The organism is Variovorax sp. V93 (genome assembly GCF_041154485.1).
Taxonomy (GTDB): Bacteria; Pseudomonadota; Gammaproteobacteria; order Burkholderiales; family Burkholderiaceae_C; genus Variovorax; species Variovorax beijingensis_A.
Genome location: NZ_AP028669.1, coordinates 1513003 through 1534616 on the forward strand (window position 1 = coordinate 1513003; position 21614 = coordinate 1534616).

The window sequence follows — 21614 nt, forward strand, 5'->3', positions numbered from 1 at the left end:
CGGGCCTGGCGCCGGGAGTAACCTGCCAACCATTCCATTCGACGCAGATCAAGCCATGCAGAAAGCTCTTCGCGCTGTGCGCGGCGACATCACCAGGCTGCAGGTCGATGCCATCGTCAACGCGGCCAATTCATCGCTGCTTGGCGGAGGCGGCGTCGATGGCGCCATCCACCGCGCGGCCGGACCCGAGCTCCTGCACGAGTGCCGGCTGCTCTCGGGCTGCAAGACGGGCGATGCCAAGTTGACCAAGGGCTACCGGCTGCCGGCCCGCTTCGTCATTCACACCGTCGGGCCGGTCTGGCGCGGCGGTGCGAGCGGCGAGCCGGAACTGCTGGCCTCGTGCTACCGGAAGTCGATGGAAATCGCCGGGCAGCACGGCGTTTGCAGCATCGCGTTTCCCTCGATCAGCACGGGCATCTACGGCTACCCGATCGAACGCGCGGCACCCATCGCGGTGGCCACGGTCCGATCGGCGCTGGCTGCGAGCGCCAGCGTGCAGGAAGCGACGTTCTGCTGCTTCTCGGACGCGGACCTTGCGGTGTACGAAGCAGCGCTTGCGGCAGCGGGGGCGGAATAGGGACCGACCCCGCCGCGCCTTACTTCGCCGCCTCCACCTTCACGCGCGCATTCGGCGTCTCGCCGAACATCTCGGGCGCGTACATGGCTTCGACACGGCTCGGCGGCAGCGCGAAGTCGCCGACGTTGTTGAGGCGCACGGTGTATTCGATCTTCACGACGCCCTTGGGCAGGTACTCGTAGTAGCTGCGGAAGGCCTCGAAGCTGCGCTCCTCGAAAGCCAGCCAGCCCGCGCCCGACTTGCGCTCGCCCTGCGTGGCGATCTGCGAGTCGCGGCCCAGGCCCGTGCCGAGGATGGTGGCGCCGCCCGGGATCGGGTCGCTCACCACGACCCAGGTCATGTCGGTGCTGGCATTCACCTCGACGGTCACGCGCAGCACGTCGCCGCGCGTGTACTTGCCCGCGGTGGCCTGCTCGACCGGCGTGATGGTCTTCTTGATGGCGTAGCCGGCAGCAAACGGCGCCTTCAACTGCACCGCGGCAATCGACTGCATCGTGAGCCACGGCTTGCCGCTGCCTTGCTGGGTGACCAGCAGGGTGTCGCGCACCGGCGCGCCGGCAGGCGATGCGGCCCAGGGCAGGAACATGGTGTTGTTCTTCAGGTTGCCCGGCGACGCGGGCGCGCCGAAGAAGGTGCTCTGGTTGGGCGCGCCGGCCGCGTCGGTGGTCTTCACGCGCTCGACGCTGCGCCAGTCGACCTGGGCCTTCACGGCGCCGAGCGTGGCGGCCGTGACGCCGGCCACCGGCGTGCTTTCGAACACCTTGGAGAACTTCTCGAGCGCCAGTCCGCCCCACAGGTTGGCGGTGGTGGTATGCCAGGCGCCGTTCTGCTGGCGGCCGATGAAGCCGTTGGCGAGTTTTCCGATGTCGTCCTTCCAGGCCGGATCGTCCATCACGCTGAGCAGGAGGCGCGCGGTGTTGACGTCGCCGTTGGTCATGAGCCACCACCAGTAGTCGTCCTGCTCGGTGCTGAAGACCAGCTTGGTGCCCTGGTAGGACAGGCGCGCCTTGAGCACGTTGCTGGCTTCATCGAGCCGCTGCTGGCGCTGCGGCACGTCCGGCACGCGCTTCAGGATGTTGAGCCAGTCGATCACGGCGCTGGTGGGCCACTGGTTGGGCGCGATGGTGATGCTGCCGAGCATGCTGCCCTTGGCCGTGCCGTAGCGCGACAGGGCCTCGAGCGCGGCGAGCTTGCGCACGTCCAGGTCCTTGCGCGGGCTCCAGAACTCGCGCTGGATGCGGCCTTCGACGAAGGCGATGAGGCCCGACTCCATCGGCGCGCGCGCCGCGTCGGGCAGCGCGAAGGCGGGGTTCAGCGCCGCCGCCTCGTGGGTGGCCGCCAGCAGGTACGAGGTGAGGATGTCGCTGCCGCGGTTCGATTCGCCGTCGCGCGGCGGAAAGTAGCTGGCCAGGCCGTCGCTGTCGAGGTAGGTCGGCAGCTGGGCCAGCACGCCCTGCCACATCTTCGCGTCGCGCAGGCCGACCGACTTGCTGGTCTTCTGTTCGAGGCAGATGAACGGGTAGTTGGCGAACCAGTCGCGCACGCCCGGCAGGCCCTCGGCCAGCCTGGGCTGCAATGCGAGCTTCAGGCCGCCGCGGCCGGGCAGGGCATCGGCAGGCGGCGCCACGTCGATGGTGAATGGCCCGTCGAGCTGCACCAGCGTGGCCTGCTGCACCGTGAGCGGCACCGACGGGATGATGCGCTGGCGCACCTTGAGCGCATCGCGTGCGCCGCCGAGGGTGTCCTTGGCCTCGATCTCCCACAGGATGGCTTCGGCGCGCGTCTGCGCGAGCTGCGCGGGCGCGGTCACGGTCCAGGCCACTTCACGCGCCTCGCCGGCCGGGATGTCCACCGTCTGCGGCTCCAGCGTGAGCAGCGTGGCGCGCGGCGCGGCCTCCACCTTCATCGGCTTCTGCGTGGTGTTGCGCAAGGTGATCTGGGCGTGGAACTGGTCGTCCTCGCGCACCAGCGGCGGCAGCCCGCTGATGATCTGCAGGTCCTGCGTGGCCTGGATGCTGGCCTGGCCGGTGCCGAACAGGCTGGTGCCCGAATCGGCCACGGCCACGATCCTGAAGGTGGTGAGCGCGTCGTTGAGCGGCACCGTCACCACGGCCTGGCCGTTGGCGTCGAGCACCACCTTCGGGTTCCACAGCAGCAGGGTGTCGAGCAGCTCGCGCGTCTGGCCCTTGCCGCCGCCGCCGCCCGCGGGCACGGCCTTGCGCCCGTAGTGGCGCCGGCCGACGATCTCCATCTGGGCGGTGGAGGTGGAGACGCCCCAGCTGCGCCGCTGCAGCATCGCGTTGAGCAGGTTCCAGCTGTCGTTGGGCATCAGCTCCAACAGCGCCTGGTCGACCGCGGCCAGCGCCACTTCGGCGCCGGCCGCGGGCCTGCCGTCGGGCAGCTTGGCGGAGATGGTGATCTGCGCCTTGCTGCGCACCGGGTAGCTGGGCTTGTCGCTGGTGACGGTCACGTCGATCTGGTGTGCGCGCGTGCCGACGCGGATCTCGGCCATGCCCAGGCGGTAGGCGGGCTTGCTGAGGTCGACCATCGCGGTGGGCGCGACGTATTCCTTGCCTTCGTACCAGAACGCGGTCCACCACTCGCGCGGTGCCTTGAAGCCCCAGGTGAAGAAGCTGTACCACGGCACCTCGCGCAGCCGCCCGCGCAGCGCGAGCACGCTCACGTAGGCATTTGGCCCCCATTCGGGCTTGACCTGCAGGCTCACGGTCGGGTCCTTGCCGTCGAGCTGCACCACATGGGTCTCGATGATGCCCTCGCGTTCCACCGACACCAGAGCGGTGGCAAAGCGGAAGGGGCTCCTCACCTGGAACTTGGCAACCTCGCCGGGCTGGTAGCTCTTCTTCTCGGGCAGCACGTCGATGCGGTCGTTGTCCTCGCCGCCGAACCAGAGTTCGCCCTGCTTGGTCACGTACACCGAGCTGGCGGCGCGGCTGTCGCGGCCTTCGCTGTCGGTGGCGCTGGCCACCAGCTCGACCTCGCCGGCTTCCTTGAGCTCGGACTCGCACAGCAGCAGGCCGCGCGCATCGCTCTTGCCGCTGCAGACGGTGCCGATGTCCTTGGTCTCGGTCTTGTTGTCGTAGGTGTAGAAGCCGCCCACCATGCGCTTGCGGCTGGTGGTGGTGATGCGCGCGACGGCGCGCACGTTGAGCGTGACGCCGGCCTGCGGCTTGCCCGAGAGGTCGAGCGCGAGCGCCTGGTACTTGAGCTTCTGGCTGGTCGAGACCCAGCCTTCGGTCTTGATGCCGGCAATCACCGAGGCGGGCCACAGCGTCTGCGTGCTGCGGATGGTCTGAACCTCGCCGTTCGGGTCGGCATAGGTGGCTTCCAGCAGCAGCTCGCGCGCGGCCTTGACCTTGGGCACCTTGTCGATCGTGACCTTGCCGGCGCCGTCCTTGTTGAGCGTGAGCGGCAGCTTGTCGGCGATCACGCGGGTGTCGCTGGCGCTGTTGATGTCTTCCTCGGCGCCTGCGGTGTCGGCGGCCGCCGCGGCGGGCGCTTGCGAGCTCTCGGCCTGCGCGCGCGGCGGGGTGAAGCTGAAGGCCTCGTGGTCGGCAAAGCTCAGGCTCTTGCCGCGCACCATCGCCGACACGCGCACCGGCAGGTTGGCGGCGCCGCCGCCGGCCACGTAGTTGATCTGCACGTCGGTGGGCACCGAGGCCACGCTCACCAGCGGCTTCTTGTCGGTGGGCGCGATGCGGCCCTCGAGCACGGGCAGGCGGAATTCTTCTACGCGGAACTGGCCGGTGGAGAAGCTGCGGCCGTAGCCGCCGTCGTCGCCTTCTTCTTCAGAGCCGCCGCTGTTGGCGTCCTTGCCCTTGCCGCTGCGCAGCATCACTTCGTACACGCCGAGCTTGGCGGCCGGCGGAATGGCAAAGGTATTCTCCGCGCTCAGGCCGCCGGTCGGCGTCTTGCGCCAGGCCAGCGGCTGCGTGAAGCGCTGGCCGCTGCCGGTGTGGGTGACGACCAGCGTGTCGGGCCGGTTCTCGGGCAGGCCGAAGCCCTTGCTGGTCTGGGTGCGGATCAGGTGCTTCATCGACACCGTCTCGCCGGCGCGCAGCAGGGTGCGGTCGAAGATGGTGTGGGCCACGCGGTCGGGCTCGGCCTGCAGGCTGGTGGGCACGTTGAAGCGCCAGGGCTCGATGCCGCGCTGCCAGTCGCTCCAGGTGAAGGCCAGGTCCTCCACGCCCTTGTCGTCCTTGGCGCGGGCGCTGACGAACCAGGCACCCGCGTTGTATTCGTCCGGCCCGTTGCAGTTGGGCGCGTCGGGCGCGATGCCTGCCAGCGTGACGATGCCGTTGGCGTCGGTGGTGCCCGATGCGACGGCAACGCCGCGGCAGTCGGACACGCGCACTTCGGCGTTCGGCACCACCTTGCCCTTGTCGAGCGTGGTGACCCAGGCCATCGAGTTCTCGCGGCCGAGCTTGAAGTGCACCGCCAGGTTGGTGGCCAGCGCGGTGGTGCGCACGTACATCGTGCGGCTGGCGCCGTAGCGCTCGTCGAGCAGCGCGTCGCCGAGTTTTTGCGAAGCGATCTCGAGCACGTGGAAGCCCGGCGTCAGCGGAATGCCGATGACCTCGAACGGGCGCGGATCGCCGCTCTCTGCCTTGGGCATGTCGAGCGCCTTCACGCCCGGCTGGCCCGCGAGCAGGGACAGCATGCGGCTTTGCACACGCGTGCGTTCGCCGGTCTCGATGACGGCGGGCAGTGCGCCCTTCACGTCCTTGCGCGCCTGTTCGCGGCTCACGGTGTATTCGTCGTAGCGGCGCACCTTGCGGAACCACGCGATGATCTCGGCGTCGGTCTTCGGGTTCATGTCGCTGACCTTGCCGGGCGTCAGCGCCTGCACCATCAGCGCGGGCTCCACGCGCCGCACGGTCACCGGCATCATGGCCGGCGTGCCGGGTTCGGCCAGCCGCTCGACCACGCCGAAGGGCGAGGCCGCGAACTTGGCCAGCGGCGGCATCGCGCCGGTGGCTACCTTCAGCGGAAAACTGCCGGGCGAAGCCAGCGGCCGGCCCGAGGCGTCTTCGAACTTGGCGGGCAGTTCGATGGTGAACTTGGTGTCTTCGGCGAATGGCGGGCTGAAGCTCGCGGCGCTGACCACGTCGTCTTCGCTGGGCGTGCCGCCGTCGTTCTCGAGCGTGGCGGCGATCGACTTGCCGCCGCCCTTGAGCTGGACCTGCCCAGCCATCTTGCGCGTGACCGGTGCGTTGAACTGCAGCTGCATCGGCCGCAGCGGCAGGCAGGCGGCCTGCGCGTTCTCGCGCTCGCAGCTGAAAGACACGGCAAAGGGTTCGCGCACCTGGAAGCTCAGGCGACGCTCCACGTTGTTGGCCACGCCCGAGGGGGTGGCCACGCCCTTGCCGTAGACGATCTGAACCTTGCTGCCCGGCGTGAGCGTGCGGTTGCATTGCAGTGCAATGAAGCGCAGCGGGTCCTTGGCGGCTTCCTTCTCGCGGCCGAAGGCCTTCAAGAGCCCGGTGCGCTGCTCGCCTTCGAGCAGCCGCACGGGAATGCGCTCGCCGATGCCGTCGGCCGCGCACCAGACGTTCTGGCGCACGCTCTCCACGGTGGCGGCGCCGTTGAGCTCGAGCACGAACATCTGCTGCTCGTCGATCCGGCCATAGCTGCCGGGCATGAAGTTGCGCACGAACGGTCCGCCGCTATTGAATTGGTAGCGCTCCGGCCCGGTCAGCTCGCCGCCCGAACCGGACTTGAAGCCGGGAATCCGGGTGACGGTGCAGCGCACGCCGGGCGGCAGGTCGTTCTCGAAATCCCAGACCCAGGCCTTCGCATCGGTCCAGCGGCCGGTGCCCTTGCCGGCCTGCGCGTCGGTGCAGCTCACGGCAAGCGGCGCGGGCGCCTTCGGATCGCCGAAGTTGACGGCGGGTTGGTCGAACTTGGCGACCACCTGGCGCACGCGCGCCACCTCGCCCTGCGGCGTCAGGCTGGTGATCTGGAGGGCGAGCGCCGGGACGGCGAACAATGCGCTGCCGGCCAGAAGCAGCGCTGGAATGGTTCTTTTCAATTTTTTTCTCCACCTGGAAGCAGCGCGCAGCGTAGCCGATTTGAATGTCGCTCCGGCAGTGCCGGACGTCATATGCCTCGGCCGCTCTTCATACAATCGGCCCTGTCGTGCGTGCGCCGCGCGGACCGCCACCAAGACCTCGCCGCCGACCGATGAAACGCTACTGGGAAATAGACGCCTTGCGCGGGCTGATGCTCGTGCTGATGACCGTCACCCATCTGCCCACCCGCCTGACCGACCCGCTGGGCCAGCCCTTCGGCTTCGTCTCGGCCGCCGAAGGCTTCGTGCTGCTGTCGGCCTTCGTGGCCGGGCTGGTCTACAGCCGCATCGGCTATGTGCGCGGCGTCGACCCGATGCGCCAGGCCTTCTGGCGGCGGGTGCTCAAGGTGTACCTGTGCCAGGCGGCGATCCTGCTGTTCCTGTTCACCGTCATTGCGGCGCTCGGGCTGCACATCGACCAGCCGGCGGTGAAGAACCTGGTGTCCTACTACCTGGCCGAGCCGCGCGACGGGTTCCTGTTCGGGCTGCTGCTGATCTACGAGCCCGCGCTGCTCGACATCCTGCCGATGTACATCTTCTTCATGCTGATGAGCCCGTGGGTGCTGGCCTTTGCGATGCGCCACGGCTGGACGCTGGTGATGGCCGCCAGCGTCACCCTGTGGGCGCTCGCGCAGTTCGACCTGAGCGAATGGATCTACGGGCTGGCGGTGCACTACCTCGGCCTGCCGGTTCCGTTCCACGAGATGGGCGCCTTCAACAGCTACGCCTGGCAGTTCCTGTGGTTTGCGGGCCTGTGCCTCGGCGCCAGCCGCAACCTCCCCGGCGCGCGGCCGCTGCGCTTTCCGGCCTGGCTGTGGATGCCCGCGCTGGCCATTGCGCTCTACGGCTTCTGGTGGCGCCACCACGGCATCAACGGCCAGGCGCCGTTCGGCGGCGACGTGGAACTGAACCTGCTGTTCGACAAGTGGCAGCTCGGGCCGCTGCGCCTCGTGAACCTGGTGGCGCTGGGCATCCTGGCGGTGCGCTTCGGGCCCGGGCTCATGCGCCGGATTCCGCGCCTGCACTGGCTCGAGGCCATGGGTGCGGCCTCGCTGCCGGTATTCTGCGCGCACCTGGTGGCGGTGCTGCTGGTGCTGGCCTTCTACGGCGACAGCCAGACCGCGCGGCCCTGGTGGGGCGACGGCCTGCTGCTGCTTACGGTGTTCGCGGGCATGTACGCGGTGGCGCGCTTCACGCGCGGGGCCGACCTGCCGCCGCCGGCGGAAGACGTGCCGGCGGAGGCCGCGCGGGCCTGAGGCCGGTCCGGAGCGCCGCTCAGGGCAGGGCAGACGCCGGCGCCGCGACCGGCACGGGTGCCGCCACGGCCCCCGGCAGGTGCCCCGCGATGACCGACTGCCAGAGCCGGTAGCCTTCGTCGGTCATGTGCAGCCGGTCGTTCCTGAACAATTCCGGCCGCGGACGGCCATCGGCACCGAGCATGGGCGTGAAGACGTCGATGTATTCACTGTCGGGCAGCCGGTTGAGGTAGGCCGAGATCACGTTGTTGGTTTCGCGGATCTTCGGCATCAGGTGCTCGCGCGAGGGGCTCGGCTTGATCGAGATGAAGCTGATGCGCGTATTGGGCAGCTCGGCGCGCACCGCGTTGGCAAAGCGCGCAAAGCTCTCGAGCACCTGCAGCGGCGTGCGGCCTTCGGCCAGGTCGTTGTCGCCGGCATACACCAGCACCTGCCGCGGCCTGTAGCGCACCACCAGGTCGCGCGCGAACAGGCTGCAGTCGGCCAGGGTCGAGCCGCCGAAGCCGCGGTTGACGATGGCGCCGGGCACCTGGCGGAAATCCTGGCCCAGGTTCTTCCACATGCGCACGGTGGAACTGCCCACGAACACCACGCCGCCGGGCGCCGGGAACTGCTGCTGGTCGGCCCGGAAGAAGGCGGCCAGCTCGTTGTGCCAGCGCGCCTTGGCCGCGAGGTATTCGGAGGAGGCGGCCGCATCGGCCGCCGTGCTGTCCAGCGACTCGTAGGGCAGGACGGCGTTGTGGTTCTGGGCCTGGGAGGCGAGTGCGGTTGTCAGCAGCAGCGCGGCGGCCAGCGCGGTTTTCATCGAAGGCATCGGAAAGGCAGAACGCTGATCGGATCGTATCCGCGGATTGTGGGGCATGAAGCGCCAGCCCGGATGCGGCTGCGCCACGCCGTCCGGACCCGCCCGAAGCGCCCTCAAGAAACATTCCGCAACGTATACTGCCTCGAAAAATCGGAGCGGGGCGCACGGCGTGCGGGCGGGGAATGAAGCAAATTGCGATCGTTGTCGCGCTCTGCGTGGGCGCGTGGTACTTTTTCATCGGCGGGCGCAAGCTCGACGAGGCCATGGTGCGCAAGTACTACGAGAACGAGGCGCACGCCATCTACTCGCGTGACGCGGAGAAGCTGTGCAAGCAGCTCAGCAAGAAGGCCGTGATCCAGAGCAAGACGATCATGATGGGCCGCACGCAGGAGACCACCAGCGACCGCGAGCAGGCCTGCGAGGCCGCGCGCAAGACCTTCAAGATGTTCGAGTCGGTGGGTGAGCGCATGGGCGGCATCCTCACCATCGAATACGAGTACCACATCGACAGCATCGAAGTGGCGAGCGACCGCAAGAGCGCCACTGTCGAAGGCACCAGCGTGCTCAAGATGGGCGAGGCGGCCATGCAGTTCAAGAGCAGCTTCACGCAGCGTCTGGAGCGCGAACTGGGCCAGATGCGGCTCGTGCGCGGCGACGACGTCACGGTGGTGCGCCTGGGCGGGCGCGGCGCCATGAGCCAGAGCGATTTCTTCAAGTAGCCGCAGGCTGCGCCATCATGCTCATCAAGGAATCGCTTCCGCCCCCGCCGCCTTTCTGGCACCGCCTCAACAGCTTCTTCGCGTTTCCGCTCCAGCTGCGGCCGTTGATGTATGGCCTGGCGCTCGCGTTCTGCAGCCTGCTGTTCGAGGCCATTCCTTTTCTGCATCCCGGCCTGTCGCTGGTCGTGATCGAGCTGGGCATCGTGCTGGCGGCCAGCCGCTACGGCTTCAAGGTCACCGCGCTTGGTTCGCGCGGCATCTGGCGCTCGGCCGATTTCCCGCGCGAGCTGAATGAAGACTGGGTCAACCTGCCCTGGAAGCTGTTCGCCATTTCGGTGGTGCAGGGCGCCCTGGTCGGCTGGCTGGCCTGGTACGAACCGGTGCTGGGCACCGTCGCGGTGTTCGTGGTGTCGTTCACCTTTCCGGCCGCGATGATCGTGCTGGTGCAGTCGGGCAGCTTCTTCCAGGCCATGAACCCCGGCCACGTGATGGATGCGATGCGCATCATCGGCTGGCCCTATGCGCTGCTGTGCTTCTTCCTGTTCCTGCTGAGCGCGGGCGCGCAGATCGCCATCGGCATGCTGCTGCCGATGATCGACGGCCTGATCGTGCTGCCGATCGCCAATTTCGCCTTCATCTACTTCGGCTGGGTGATGTCGAGCCTGCTGGGCTACGTGATGTACCAGCACCACGACGCCTTCGGCATCGACCTCCTGCCCGGCGGCGGCGTGGACGACGGCGCGCCGGTGGACCGCCGCACGCCCGAGCAGATCGCCGCGCAGCGCACCGATGCCGAAGTGGCGCAGCTGATCACCGACGGCGACGTGGCCGGCGCACTTGGCATCGCCTACGAGGCACAGCGCGTGGCACCGGCCGACGACCTGGCGGCGCAGCGCCGCTACCACCGCGTGCTGCTGCTCGCGCCCGAGAAGGCGTCCACGCTGCTCGACCAGGCGCGGCGCTTCATTCCGCTGCTGCTGCGGCGCGACCTGGCATCCGAAGCGCTCAAGGTCTTCAAGGCCTGCCGCGAAAAGGACAAGAGCTTCGTGCTCGACGACGCCCCCGCGGTGATGACGCTGGCCAGGGCCGAATGGCGCAATGGCGACGCGCACGCGGCGCTCGCGCTGCTGTCGGGCTTCGACCGGCGCTTTCGCGGCCATGCGGCCATTCCGCAGGCCTACGAACTGGCGGCCCGGGTGCTGGTGCAGGGGCTTGGCCGCGCCGACATGGCGCAACCGATCCTGGCCACGCTCGAATCGCGCTTTCCGGACAGCGAGCAGACGCAGGAAGTGCGCTGGCTGCTGCGGCCCGCGGCCTGATCTTCAGCCGCAGTCAGGCGCGCTCGAGGGCGCGCGTCACCATGTCGTTGGGCGCGATCCGCAGCAGGTGCGGCAGCCAGCTGACAGCCATGTCGCGCTCGCCGGCGTGCAGCAGGCCGTTGGCGCAGACCGACAGTGTGTCGGCCAGCTCCGGATGGTCGGGCGCGGTCTTCAGCAGCACGCGGCACAGCTTGTCGGCGTCCTGGAACTGGCGCACGCGCGTGAAGCGGCGCGCCAGGCGGGCCATGTCGTCGGGCTTGAGGCGCGCGCCCGGCTTGGCCTGGTCGAGGTAGGTGGTGTAGCTGGCGTGCTGCAGCGCCAGGGTGTCGGGGTCGGTGGCGGGCAGGCGGAAGATGCGGCGCGCAGCCTGGTGAAAATCTTCGCTCGCGGGCTGCAGCCGCGCGGTGTTGAACCAGGCGCGCAGCGTGTCGGCGTCGCCGGGGCGCAGGGCGGCGGCGGCGCGCCATTCGGCTGTGGCCGCCTCGAACTTCATGGCTGCGCCCAGTCGGCGTGCCGCGGCCACGTGGCGGTTGAATTCCTCATCGCCGTTCGATTGTTCCGAGACCACGGCCTCCGGCGTCTTCACCTTGTTGAGCGCCATGGCGCCGGCCATCAGGGCCGCGCCGGTCAAGAGTCCGCCCAGGTGCGCCATGTAGGCGATGCCCTGGCCGCCCACCGCGTGCTGCAGCAGCTCGTTGGCAATCCAGGCCGGCAGCAGCAGCAGCGCTGGCGCCGTGACGTAGTTGAAATAGAAGAACAGCTGGTAGAAGAACCGGATGCGCCGCAGCCGGTACATCACCGCGTACATGCCCATCAGCGCCGACACTGCACCCGAGGCGCCCAGGCCGTAGCTGCCCTTGCCTGCATAGGCCCAGCCGGCCAGCATCGAGGCACCTGCTGCGCCCAGGATGTAGAAGCCCAGGTAGGTGCCGCGGCCCAGCGCCAGCTCGACCGAAAAGCCGAACAGGAAGAGGAACAGCATGTTGCCCAGCAGGTGGCCGGTGCTGCCGTGCAGGAAGGCGGCGGTGACCCACGTCCAGGGCTTGAACTCCGCGTCCTTGGTGTAGTCCTGCGCCCAGCGCGTGGTGAACGGCACAGGCCGCATCGCCTCGTACTGCCGGCGGTCGCGCTTCCATTCGGCGTAGCGCGGGTTCGCGGGCGTGATGACCTCGTCGGCCTGCAGCTTGTGCAGGAACTTGCTGTCGTTCTGCAGAGCGTCCAGCAGCTGCGGATGGGCTTCCTCGTGCGGCAGCATGCGCCGCGCCGGCTTGCCGCGCTGGGGGTCCGTCTTTTCTAGCCACGCCACGAAAGGCGGCAGCTCCAGCTCGGGCAGCACGCTGTTCACGTAGTAGTGGGCCGCGCGCTCGTCGGCCTTTTCCTCGCTGCGCTGCGGTCCCCAGAACACGATCATGTTCACGAGGATCAGCAGCACCGTCATCCACGGCGGATTGCGCCAGCTCGGTCGGTTCTCGAGCGGGATGGCGTAGAACAAATGCGGCCTTGAATGTCAGTTGGTTCGAACGGCCGCGGAGCAGGCCATGCCAGTGCACCCACGGAACCGGCTTTGCCGGGCCGCAGGGTGCGCCCCCCGGTGGGGAGAGGCGCCGCAGGCGCTTCGGGGGGTCATCCCAACCTTGCGCGATGGCGCGCGATCTGCGCCTTCACTTGCGTCGGCGCGGTACCGCCGAGGACGTTGCGCGCGTTGAGCGAGCCGCGCAGGCTCAGCACGTCGTACACGTCCTTCTCGATGCTCGGGTTGAACTGCTGCAGCACGGCCAGCGGCAGCTCCGCGAGGTCGACCTTGTGCGAGGTGGCGGCCTTCACCGCATGGGCCACGGTTTCGTGCGCGTCGCGGAAGGGCAGGCCCTTTTTCACGAGGTAGTCGGCCAGGTCGGTGGCGGTGGCGTAGCCGCGCAGGGCGGCGGCTTCCATGGCCTCGGGCTTCACGGTGATGCCGCCGATCATCTCGGCAAAGATGCGCAGCGTGTCCTTGAGCGTGTCGACGGTGTCGAACAGCGGCTCCTTGTCTTCCTGGTTGTCCTTGTTGTAGGCCAGCGGCTGGCCCTTCATCAAGGTGATGAGCGCCATCAGGTGGCCGACCACGCGGCCGGTCTTGCCGCGGGCCAGCTCGGGCACGTCGGGGTTCTTCTTCTGCGGCATGATCGAAGAGCCGGTCGTGAAGCGGTCGGCGATCTGGATGAAGCCGAAGTTCTGGCTCATCCAGAGAATGAGTTCTTCGCTCATGCGGCTGATGTGCACCATGCACAGGCTCGCGGCGGCGGTGAACTCGATGGCAAAGTCGCGGTCGCTCACGGCGTCCAGGCTGTTCTGGCACACGCCGTCCATGTTAAGCGTTTTGGCGACCAGTTCGCGGTCGAGCGGGTAGCTGGTGCCGGCCAGCGCAGCGGCGCCCAGCGGCAGCCGGTTGACGCGCTTGCGCACGTCCTGCAGGCGCTCGGCATCGCGGCTGAACATTTCGACGTAGGCCAGCATGTGGTGGCCGAAGCTCACCGGCTGCGCCACCTGCAGGTGCGTGAAGCCGGGCAGGATGACCTCGATGTTCTTCTCGGCGATGTCCACCAGCGACACCTGCAGCGCCACCAGCAGTTCGGCAATCAGGTCGATCTCGCCGCGCAGCCACAGGCGCACGTCGGTGGCGACCTGGTCGTTGCGGCTGCGGCCGGTGTGCAGGCGCTTGCCGGCGTCGCCCACGAGCTGGGTCAGCCGGGCCTCGATGTTCAGGTGCACGTCTTCCAGGTCGAGTTTCCACTCGAAGGCGCCCGATTCGATTTCAGCGCGGATCTGCGCCATCCCACGCTCGATCTCGGCGTGGTCCTGCTTGCCGATGATGCCCTGCGCGGCCAGCATGCCGGCATGCGCCAGGGAACCCTCGATGTCGGCCTGCCACAGGCGCTTGTCGAAGAACACGCTCGCGGTGTAGCGCTTCACGAGGTCGCTCATGGGTTCGGAGAACAGGGCCGACCAGGCTTCGGATTTCTTGTCGAGTTGGTTTTGAGTCATGGGAGCCGTGCTAGAGGCAATAATGGGTTGGTTACCCAATGTATCTGTAATGCGCAACCCGTCGATTTTATCGGCCACCTCCACCTCCACGCCTGCGGCCCCGCCGGAAAGAGGGCGTTTGCCCGTGCGCGGCAGCCCGGGGCTGTTCGACGCCTGCCAGATCGGGGTGGTGCTGCGCGCGGTGCTGTTCGTGGAGGCGCTGGTGGCGACCGCGACGCTGTTCGTGTCGTCCTCTCCTGGGGAATGGCTGGTGCAGACCGCCACCGTCACGGGCGGCGCGCTGCCTGCGACGCTGCTGTGGCTGGTGGCGGCCTGCGGGCTCAAGAAGCCGCTGGGCCGTCTGCCGCGGCAGGCGCAGTACGCGGCCGGTGCCGCGCTGGGCGCCGTTTCCTCGCTCTACGGTTGCGGCCTCTTGCGGCTCACCGGCGTCCTGGGCACGGCGCCGTGGCTCGCCAGCGCCGTGGCGGGCGCGTTCATCGCGGGCATGGTCATGGCGGCGATGGTGCTGCGCGCGCGCGGCCAGACGCCGGCCGCCATGACGGCCCGGCTGGAGGAACTGCAGTCGCGCATCCGCCCCCACTTCCTGTTCAACACGCTCAACAGCGCCATTGCGCTGGTGCGGGAAGAACCCGCCAAGGCCGAGACCATGCTGGAAGACCTGGCCGAACTGTTTCGCCAGGCGCTGGCCGACCCCGGCGAATCCGGCACGCTGGCCGACGAAATCGCGCTCGCCGAGCGCTACCTGGCCATCGAGCAGGTGCGCTTCGGCGACCGGCTGCGCATCCGCTGGGACCTCGATGCCGCGGCCAGCAGCGCCAGGCTGCCGCCGCTGCTGCTGCAGCCGCTGGTGGAAAACGCCATCAAGCATGGTGTGGAGCCCAGCCCCGAGGGCGCCAAGCTGCGCATCCGCACCGAACGCCGCGGCAGCGTGGTGGTGATCGAGGTCGTCAACAGCCTGCCGCCGCTGCGCTGGGCCGACGAGCCCCTGCCGCGCGGCCATGGCATCGCCTTGGCCAACGTGCGTGACCGGCTGCGGCTCCTGCACGACATGCAGATGCAGTTCAGCGCCGGCATGGACCAGAAGAACTACCGCGTGCGCATTGCCATTCCCGCCGAATCATGACCCTCAAGACCTTGATCGTTGACGACGAAGCCTTGGCCCGCTCGCGCCTGCGCACGCTGCTGCGCGACTGCCGCTCGCCCGCCGCCGAGGTGGTGGCCGAGGCCGCCCAGGGCGCCGAGGCGCAGCAGCATCTCGCGGGCATGGCGCTGGACCTGGTGCTGCTCGACGTCCACATGCCCGGCATCGACGGCATCGAGGTGGCGCGCGCCCTGCGCGGGCGGGCCGATGCGCCGGCCGTGGTGTTCGTCACGGCCCATGCGGCCCATGCCGTGACGGCCTTCGACCTCGATGCGGTCGACTACCTGACCAAGCCGGTGCGCGCCGAGCGCCTTCAGCAGGCCCTGCAGAAGGCCGAGCGCTTCCTGAAGGAGCGGCGCGCGCTGCAGGCCGACGCGCTGCAGGAAAGCGTGCTCATCCAGGACCGCGGCCGTGCCGAGCGGGTGCCGCTGTCGGAGGTGCTCTACCTGAAGTCCGAATACAAGTACCTCACGGTGCGCACCGCCACCCGAAGCCACATCCTGGACGGCTCGCTGAACGAATTCGAGGAGCGCTATCCCACGCGCTTCCTGCGCGTGCACCGCAATGCGCTGGTGGCGCGCTCGGCCATCCGCGCGCTCGAGAAATACGACGACGGTGAAGACGCCGAAGGCTGGGCCCTGCGGCTCGACGCGATTCCCGAACCGGTCGCGGTGTCGCGGCGACAATTGGCTGCAGTGCGCGAAGTGCTGAAGGAAGCGCGATGACCGACGACAAGAAAACGGCCGGAGAGACACCGGCAACGCCGCAGCCCACGCCACCGCCCGCGGACGCGCCGCCCGAGGTGCCGCCGGAGCCCGTGCTGGAGTCCCCGCCCGAAGCGGTGCCGCCGGAACTGGCGGCGGAGCCCGAGCGCCTGCTGCTGCACATGCCGGTCGACGTGCGCAGCGCTTCGCTGGTGGTGCTCGCCGTGCTGGGCAGCGTTTTCGCGCTGCGATGGGGCCAGGCCGTGTTCATCCCGCTGATGCTGAGCCTGATGCTGACCTACGCGTTGTCGCCGCTGGTCGAGCAGCTGCACCGCCTGCGTCTGCCGCGCTGGATCGCTGCGGCGCTGATCCTCGTCGGCCTGTTCGGCGGCCTGGGCTGGACCGGCTACTCGCTTTCGGGCAATGCCACGCAACTGGCCGAATCGCTGCCCGTCGCGGCCCAGAAACTGGGGCAGGCCATGCGCAGGAGCAGGGGCGCCAGCGCCACGCCGCTCGACAGCGTGCAGCAGGCGGCCGCGCAGCTCGAGAAGGCGGCCGAGGAAAACTCCGCGCGCGTCGCGGCCCGCAAGGGCGTCGCGCGCGTCGTGATCGAGCGGCCGTCCTTCAACGTGCGCGACTACCTGCTGAGCGGCACTGTTGGCTTGCTCGAGGCGATCGGACAGCTCACGCTGGTCGCCTTCCTGACCTACTTCGCACTGTGCTCGGGCGACACCTTCCGGCGCAAGCTGATCAAGATCACCGGCCCGAGCCTGCAGAAGAAGAAGGTCACCGTTCATGTGCTCGACGACATCACCCGCAACATCGAGCGCTACCTGCTGGTGCAGATCCTCATCAGCGCGCTGGTGGGTGTGACGACCGGCCTCGCCTTCTGGGCCATCGGGGTGGAGAACGCGGCCGTGTGGGGAATCATCGCGGGCGTGACCAACCTCATTCCCTACGTCGGCTCGGTGATCGTGATGGTGGCCGCGGGGCTGGTGGCCTTCCTGCAGTTCAACAGCCTGGAGATGGGCGTCCTGGTGGGCGGCGTGTCGCTCGCCATCCACACGCTGGTCGGCAACCTGCTGATGCCCTGGCTCACCAGCCGCACCAGCCGCATGAATCCGGTGGCCGTTTTCGTGGGCGTGATCTTCTGGGGCTGGCTCTGGGGCGTGTGGGGGCTGCTGCTGGGCATTCCGATCACCATGGTGATCAAGTCGATCTGCGACCGGGTCGAAGACCTGCAGCCGATCGGGGAACTGCTGGGGGAGTAGGGGCTCATCCGGCACGCCGGCCGCGCTCCAGCCGGCCGAAGCGCACGATCATCCACGGCCCCAGCAGCGCGCCAAGTCCGACCGAACTCCATGCCGCCACCCAGCTGTACGTGCTGCCGAGGCCGAAGCGCGTCTGCCCCCAGTCCAGCGCAAGGCCGAACACCCACGGACTCAGCGCGCCGGCGCCGAAGCCCATCACCGAGCGCACCGAGTACGCCACGCCCAGCCGGTGCGGCGCCACCACGTCGGCCAGCGCGGTCGAATAGACGGAAGAGTCCGCGATCGCGAGCAGGTTGTAGATGGCGGCCATCGCGGCCAGCAGCCACAGCGGCCAGGTCCACATCCAGCCGAACGCGAAGGACATGCACAGGCTCATGAGCGTGGCGGCCATCATGATGCGTGCTCGGCCGAAGCGGTCGGACGCGGCACCGCCCCCGATGCTGCCGAACACGCTCACCAGGTGCGCGAGCGCCGCCAGCGCAATGCCCGCGCCCTGCCATGGGGCGGCGCCGCCGGCCGAGGCGACCAGGTAGGCCGGCAGCCAGGCCCACAGGGCCATCAGCTCCCAGCAGTGGAAGGCATAGGCCCAGTTGCCGGCCATGGCGGGTTTGTCGCGCACCGTCTCGGCCAGCGCATGCCAGGTGCCTTCGCGCGGCGTTCCCGTGCCGGCAGGCGGTGCGGGCGGCCGCATGCGCCGCAGTGCCGGCACCGTCAGCAGCGCACCCGCGAAGGTGCAGCCCGCCGCTGCCAGCAGGCCGAACCGCCAGTGCAGGGCATGGCTGAAGGCCGCCACCACCGCCAGCGACAAGGCGTAGCCCATCGACGCCGACCCAAGGAAGAGCCCCATCGCCCGGCCGCGCACGGCGGGCTCGGCGTTGCGCGCGAGCAGCTGCAGGCCCGGCGTGTACGAAGCGCCCGCGCACAGCCCGGCCAGGCCGTAGAGCAGCAGCGCCGAAAGATGGTCGTGCGCGAAGGCGGCAAAAGTCAGTGCCGAGCATGCGCTGACCGCGCTGCCGATGAAGAAGACGCGGTGCGGGCCGTAGCGGTCGGCCAGCAGGCCCACGGCAAACAGCGAGCTCATGTAGCCGACGTGCCATGCGCTCTGGATCGAGCCGGCCTGCGCGGCCGTCATGTGCCAGTCGGCCATCATGAAAGGCAGCACCCCGGAATAGGCGGTGACCACCATGGCCTGCAGCAGCCGGCTCGCGCACAGCAGCGCGAGCCATCCGCGCGCGGGGGCCGGTTCAGCGCAGCGCACGTTGCATGAGCACGGTGTCGACCCACTGCCCGAACTTGAACCCCACGTTGCGCAGCACGCCCACCGTTTCGAAGCCCAGGCCCTGGTGCACGCGCTGCGAGCCCGCGTTGGCACTGTTGCCGATCACCGCCACCATCTGCGCGAAGCCGCTGCCGGTGCAGCGCCGGATCAGCTCCTGGAGCAGCGCGCGGCCGATGCCATGGCCCTGCATGCCCTCTGCGACATAGATCGAGTCTTCGACCGTGTGGCGGTAGGCGGAGCGGCTGCGGTAGGGGCTCGCATAGGCGTAGCCGGCCACCTCGCCGTCCTTCACCGCAACAAGGTAGGGGAGGCCGCGCGCAAGCACGCCGGCGCGGCGCGCCTGCATCTCTTCGACGCTGGGCACCTCTTCCTCGAAGGAGCACAGGTCGTGCAGCACGTAGCGGCTGTAGATGGCCTGTACCGATGGCATGTGGTGCGCCCCGGCGTCGAGGATTTCAATGGCGGCGAGTGCTTGGGTTGGCGGAGGCATGGCGCCGATCTTGACGCTGCACTGTCAATAAGTGAAGCTTCGCTCACTGATGCAAGGCATAAGAAATACTTTGGACAAGACACTGAACCTCGATCAGCTCCGGTCTTTCGGCCTGGTGATCGAAACCGGCAGCTTCTCGGCCGCGGCCGACCGGCTCGGCCTCACGCAGCCTGCGGTGAGCCTGCAGATCCGCCAGCTGGAGCGCAGGCTCGCGGTGCGCCTGGTCGAGCGCGTCGGCAAGCGCGCCAGGGCCACGCCGGCCGGCGCGGAGCTGCTGCGGCACAGCCACCACATCGAGACCGCGGTGGAGAACGCCATCGACGCGCTGGCGGACCACGCGAGCGGCATCACGGGCCGCGTGCGGCTGGGCACCGGCGCCACCGCCTGCCTGTATTTCTTGCCGGCCGTGCTGCGCAGCCTGCGCGAACAGTTTCCGGCGCTCGGCATCGTGGTGAGTACCGGCAACACCGACGATCATGTCCGCAAGGTGGAAGAGAACAGCAGCGACCTTGCGCTGGTGACGCTGCCGGCCGCGGGCCGGTCACTGAGCGTCGTGCCGGTGCTCGACGACGAGTTCATCGCCATCGGCCGCAGCGATCTCGCGCCGCTGAAGGCGCGCGTGGCGCCCGCCGATCTGGCTGCGCTGCCGCTGGTGCTGTTCGAGCCCGCGGCCAACACGCGCAAGCTGGTCGACCGCTGGTTCGCGGCCGAAGGCCTGCAGCCGCAGCCTGTCATGGAGCTGGGCAGCGTCGAGGCCATGAAGGAAATGGTGGCTGCGGGGCTGGGCTACGGCATCGTGCCGCGCATGGCGATGACGGGCCGCGGCGCGCACCCCGGCCTGAAGATCAGCCGGCTGGACCCCCGCATGCACCGCACGCTCGCCGTGGTGATCCGGCGCGACAAGCCGGTCAACAAGGCCCTGCGCGTGGTGCTCGATGCGATCCTGGCGGCGGGCGCAGAGGCCGGCCGCGCTGCTACTCGGCCGAAGAAGTAGCCAGGGCGGCGCCGCCGCGCGCCCGGCCCAGCGTTCCGACGATGAGCGCCGCAATCAGCACCAGCACGCCGCTGAGCACCATCGCGCTGGAGATGCCGTGGTTGTCGACCGTCACGCCGCCGATCAGCGCGCCGGAAGCGATCGCCACCTGGAAGCCGCTCACGAGCAGAGCCTGGCCGGCTTCGGGAGCGTCGGGCACGGCCTCCATCATCCAGCCCGTGAGCGCGACAGGGATCAGGCCGAAGGCCACGCCCCAGATCACGACCACCACCGCGCCGGGCACGAAGCCGGAGCCGATCACGGTCGAAAGCAAGAGTGCCGTGGCCAGCATCAGCGCCGCCAGCAGGGTGGTGCCGCGCACGCTGCGCGCCACCAGGCTGCCGCCGAGGAAGGTGCCGACAAAGCCCACCGCGCCATAGACCAGCAACAGCGTCGAGACCGAGTTGGGCGCGAGCCCGAACACCTGCTGCAGCAGCGGCTTCAGGTAGGTGTAGGCCGCGAAGTGGCCGGCAATGAAGAACAGCACCGCGAGCAGCCCGACCTGCGCCATGCGGCGCGTCAGCGGCGTGAGCAGGTCGCGCGCACCGATGGCGCGCACCGGCGGTATCGCGGGCAGCAGCCACAGCTGCACCAGCAGCACCGCGGCTGCGAGCGCGCCGGTCACGGCGAACGAGGCGCGCCAGCCGAACTGCGTGCCCAGGAACGAGCCGGCGGGCACGCCGAGCACGGTGGCGGCGGACACGCCCGCCAGCACCAGCGACATGGCGCGCGCCTTGGAGGCGTCCGGCACCAGCTGCGTGGCGGCGGCCGGCGCGAAGGTCCAGAAGCCGCCCACGCACAGGCCGAGCATCAGGCGTGCGACCAGCATGGTCGCGAAGTTGGGCGCAAAGGCGGCCAGCAGGTTCGAGGCGATCAGCAGGGTGGTGAGCGCGATCAGCACGGTGCGCCGGTCGAGCCGGCCCGAGGCCACGATCAGCGCGGGGCCGGCAAAAGCCGCCAGCACGCCGGGCATGGTGATCATCAGGCCGGCCGTGCCGTCGGACACGTTCAGCCCGCGGGCGATGTCGGTCAAAAGGCCGATGGGCATGAACTCGGTCGAGACCATGGCAAAGGTGCCGACGGCGATCGAGCCGACCGCAAGCCAGGCGGAGCGGGCGGTCCTGGCGGGTTCGGGCGCAAGATCATCGATGCAGGGGTTGCTGCTGGGTGAATTCGTCATGGGAAGAGGTCCTGGGCCGCGTCGGCAAGCGCATACCGACACGTTGTTGCGAAAGGCTGCCCAGTGTCGGAGCGGACGGGTCCGCGACAAAGGGGCCTGCCGGCAGTAGTCAGTTTCCCGGCGGAGAACAATCGACCTTTTTGCCGTTCGCCGCCTTCCCGGTTCCGCTAGATGTGCGGTGCGCGAAGCTCCAGCACCCGCCCATCGGCAATGAACGAATCGCCCACCAGCACGCGAAAGGCCGCACCTGCGGGAAACCGCGCCGCTGCAGTTTCCGGCGACAGAAGCTCGATGCCGAGCGCATGCGGCTTTCCCCTTGCGAGCACTTCTCCCTGCGGCACGAACCAGCGCGCGGAGAAGCCTTCGCTGCCGACCACCAGCGCGCAGCGGTATTCGCCCGCGGCCAGCGGTACGTCGTGCGAAGGCAGCGCCGGCGGGCGCAGCGTGAGCTCGGCCAGGAAGTGGGGCGCGAACGCGCGCGTCGCATCGAAGGTCGCGGGCTCGGCCGGCGGCGCGCGACGCGGCAGCTTGCCGATGAGCCAGGCAATGACGTTGCCGATGATCGGCACCCACAGCACCATCAGCAGCGTGCCGATGTCGCGCGTGGTCGTGCCGCGCTCGGCGTAGTGCCGCACGATCGCGCCCGCGACCGCCACGCACAGCAGGATGAAGACGATGAGCTTGCGACGGGACTGGATGGTGGTCATGGACAGGGAAATGGAATCGGCCCG

General features: G+C 69.0%; 16 protein-coding genes. 8 read left to right on the forward strand and 8 right to left on the reverse strand.

Features of this window, described 5'->3' with window-relative positions:
* The first annotated feature begins 55 nt into the window (after positions 1-55).
* Positions 56-577: an O-acetyl-ADP-ribose deacetylase gene (locus ACAM54_RS07115; protein WP_369650282.1), complete on the forward strand. Its 522-nt coding sequence runs from the start codon at positions 56-58 to the stop codon at positions 575-577.
* Between the two features lie 19 nt (positions 578-596).
* Here the strand turns inward: ACAM54_RS07115 and ACAM54_RS07120 are convergent, their stop codons facing one another.
* Positions 597-6626, reverse strand: coding sequence for an alpha-2-macroglobulin (locus ACAM54_RS07120; protein WP_369650283.1), 6030 nt, complete (start codon positions 6624-6626; stop codon positions 597-599).
* A 152-nt stretch (positions 6627-6778) separates the two neighbouring features.
* On the opposite strand from ACAM54_RS07120, the gene opgC reads away from it, so the two are divergent.
* Positions 6779-7921, forward strand: coding sequence for an OpgC domain-containing protein (opgC, locus tag ACAM54_RS07125; RefSeq protein ID WP_145741380.1), 1143 nt, complete (start codon positions 6779-6781; stop codon positions 7919-7921).
* 19 nt (positions 7922-7940) lie between these two features.
* Here opgC and ACAM54_RS07130 read toward each other — a convergent pair whose 3' ends face one another.
* On the reverse strand, positions 7941-8726 hold the full coding sequence (locus tag ACAM54_RS07130; RefSeq protein ID WP_209535461.1) for an SGNH/GDSL hydrolase family protein: 786 nt from the start codon (positions 8724-8726) through the stop codon (positions 7941-7943).
* 182 nt (positions 8727-8908) lie between these two features.
* Here ACAM54_RS07130 and ACAM54_RS07135 point away from each other — a divergent pair, with 182 nt between their 5' ends.
* Both ACAM54_RS07135 and ACAM54_RS07140 read left to right on the forward strand, forming a co-directional pair.
* Complete coding sequence (locus tag ACAM54_RS07135) at positions 8909-9445, forward strand: hypothetical protein (protein ID WP_145741382.1); 537 nt, start codon at positions 8909-8911, stop codon at positions 9443-9445.
* Positions 9446-9462: 17 nt separating this feature from the next.
* Positions 9463-10764, forward strand: coding sequence for a tol-pal system YbgF family protein (locus ACAM54_RS07140; protein WP_369650284.1), 1302 nt, complete (start codon positions 9463-9465; stop codon positions 10762-10764).
* Positions 10765-10777: 13 nt separating this feature from the next.
* Here the strand turns inward: ACAM54_RS07140 and ACAM54_RS07145 are convergent, their stop codons facing one another.
* Positions 10778-12256, reverse strand: coding sequence for a rhomboid family intramembrane serine protease (locus tag ACAM54_RS07145; protein ID WP_369650285.1), 1479 nt, complete (start codon positions 12254-12256; stop codon positions 10778-10780).
* A 131-nt stretch (positions 12257-12387) separates the two neighbouring features.
* Positions 12388-13785 (reverse strand): argininosuccinate lyase, encoded by a 1398-nt coding sequence (argH, locus tag ACAM54_RS07150; protein WP_369650286.1) that lies wholly within the window; start codon positions 13783-13785, stop codon positions 12388-12390.
* Positions 13786-13807: 22 nt separating this feature from the next.
* Between argH and ACAM54_RS07155 the strand changes: the two genes are divergently transcribed.
* From ACAM54_RS07155 to ACAM54_RS07165, 3 genes are read left to right on the forward strand one after another with little or no spacing between them, the layout of a single operon-like run.
* Positions 13808-14908 carry a sensor histidine kinase gene (locus ACAM54_RS07155; protein WP_209499776.1) on the forward strand — a complete coding sequence of 367 codons (1101 nt, stop codon included), beginning with the start codon at positions 13808-13810 and terminating at the stop codon, positions 14906-14908.
* Complete coding sequence (locus ACAM54_RS07160) at positions 14905-15651, forward strand: LytTR family DNA-binding domain-containing protein (protein ID WP_012746510.1); 747 nt, start codon at positions 14905-14907, stop codon at positions 15649-15651. The genes ACAM54_RS07155 and ACAM54_RS07160 overlap by 4 nt, the downstream gene beginning before the upstream one ends.
* On the forward strand, positions 15648-16901 hold the full coding sequence (locus ACAM54_RS07165; RefSeq protein WP_145741392.1) for an AI-2E family transporter: 1254 nt from the start codon (positions 15648-15650) through the stop codon (positions 16899-16901). The genes ACAM54_RS07160 and ACAM54_RS07165 overlap by 4 nt, the downstream gene beginning before the upstream one ends.
* Positions 16902-16905: 4 nt before the next feature.
* On the opposite strand, the gene ACAM54_RS07170 is transcribed toward ACAM54_RS07165, so the two are convergent.
* Positions 16906-18159 (reverse strand): MFS transporter, encoded by a 1254-nt coding sequence (locus tag ACAM54_RS07170; protein WP_369650287.1) that lies wholly within the window; start codon positions 18157-18159, stop codon positions 16906-16908.
* Positions 18146-18670: an N-acetyltransferase family protein gene (locus ACAM54_RS07175; protein WP_369650288.1), complete on the reverse strand. Its 525-nt coding sequence runs from the start codon at positions 18668-18670 to the stop codon at positions 18146-18148. Before ACAM54_RS07175 ends, ACAM54_RS07170 begins: the two co-directional genes overlap by 14 nt.
* A 49-nt stretch (positions 18671-18719) precedes the next feature.
* Between ACAM54_RS07175 and ACAM54_RS07180 the strand changes: the two genes are divergently transcribed.
* Positions 18720-19664 (forward strand): LysR family transcriptional regulator, encoded by a 945-nt coding sequence (locus ACAM54_RS07180; protein WP_145741398.1) that lies wholly within the window; start codon positions 18720-18722, stop codon positions 19662-19664.
* Here ACAM54_RS07180 and ACAM54_RS07185 read toward each other — a convergent pair.
* A complete protein-coding gene (locus ACAM54_RS07185; RefSeq protein ID WP_209499766.1) occupies positions 19645-20883 on the reverse strand; it encodes an MFS transporter in 1239 nt (412 codons plus the stop codon). The genes ACAM54_RS07180 and ACAM54_RS07185 overlap by 20 nt on opposite strands.
* A 167-nt stretch (positions 20884-21050) precedes the next feature.
* On the reverse strand, positions 21051-21590 hold the full coding sequence (locus ACAM54_RS07190) for a hypothetical protein (protein ID WP_369650289.1): 540 nt from the start codon (positions 21588-21590) through the stop codon (positions 21051-21053).
* Positions 21591-21614 lie beyond the last annotated feature (24 nt).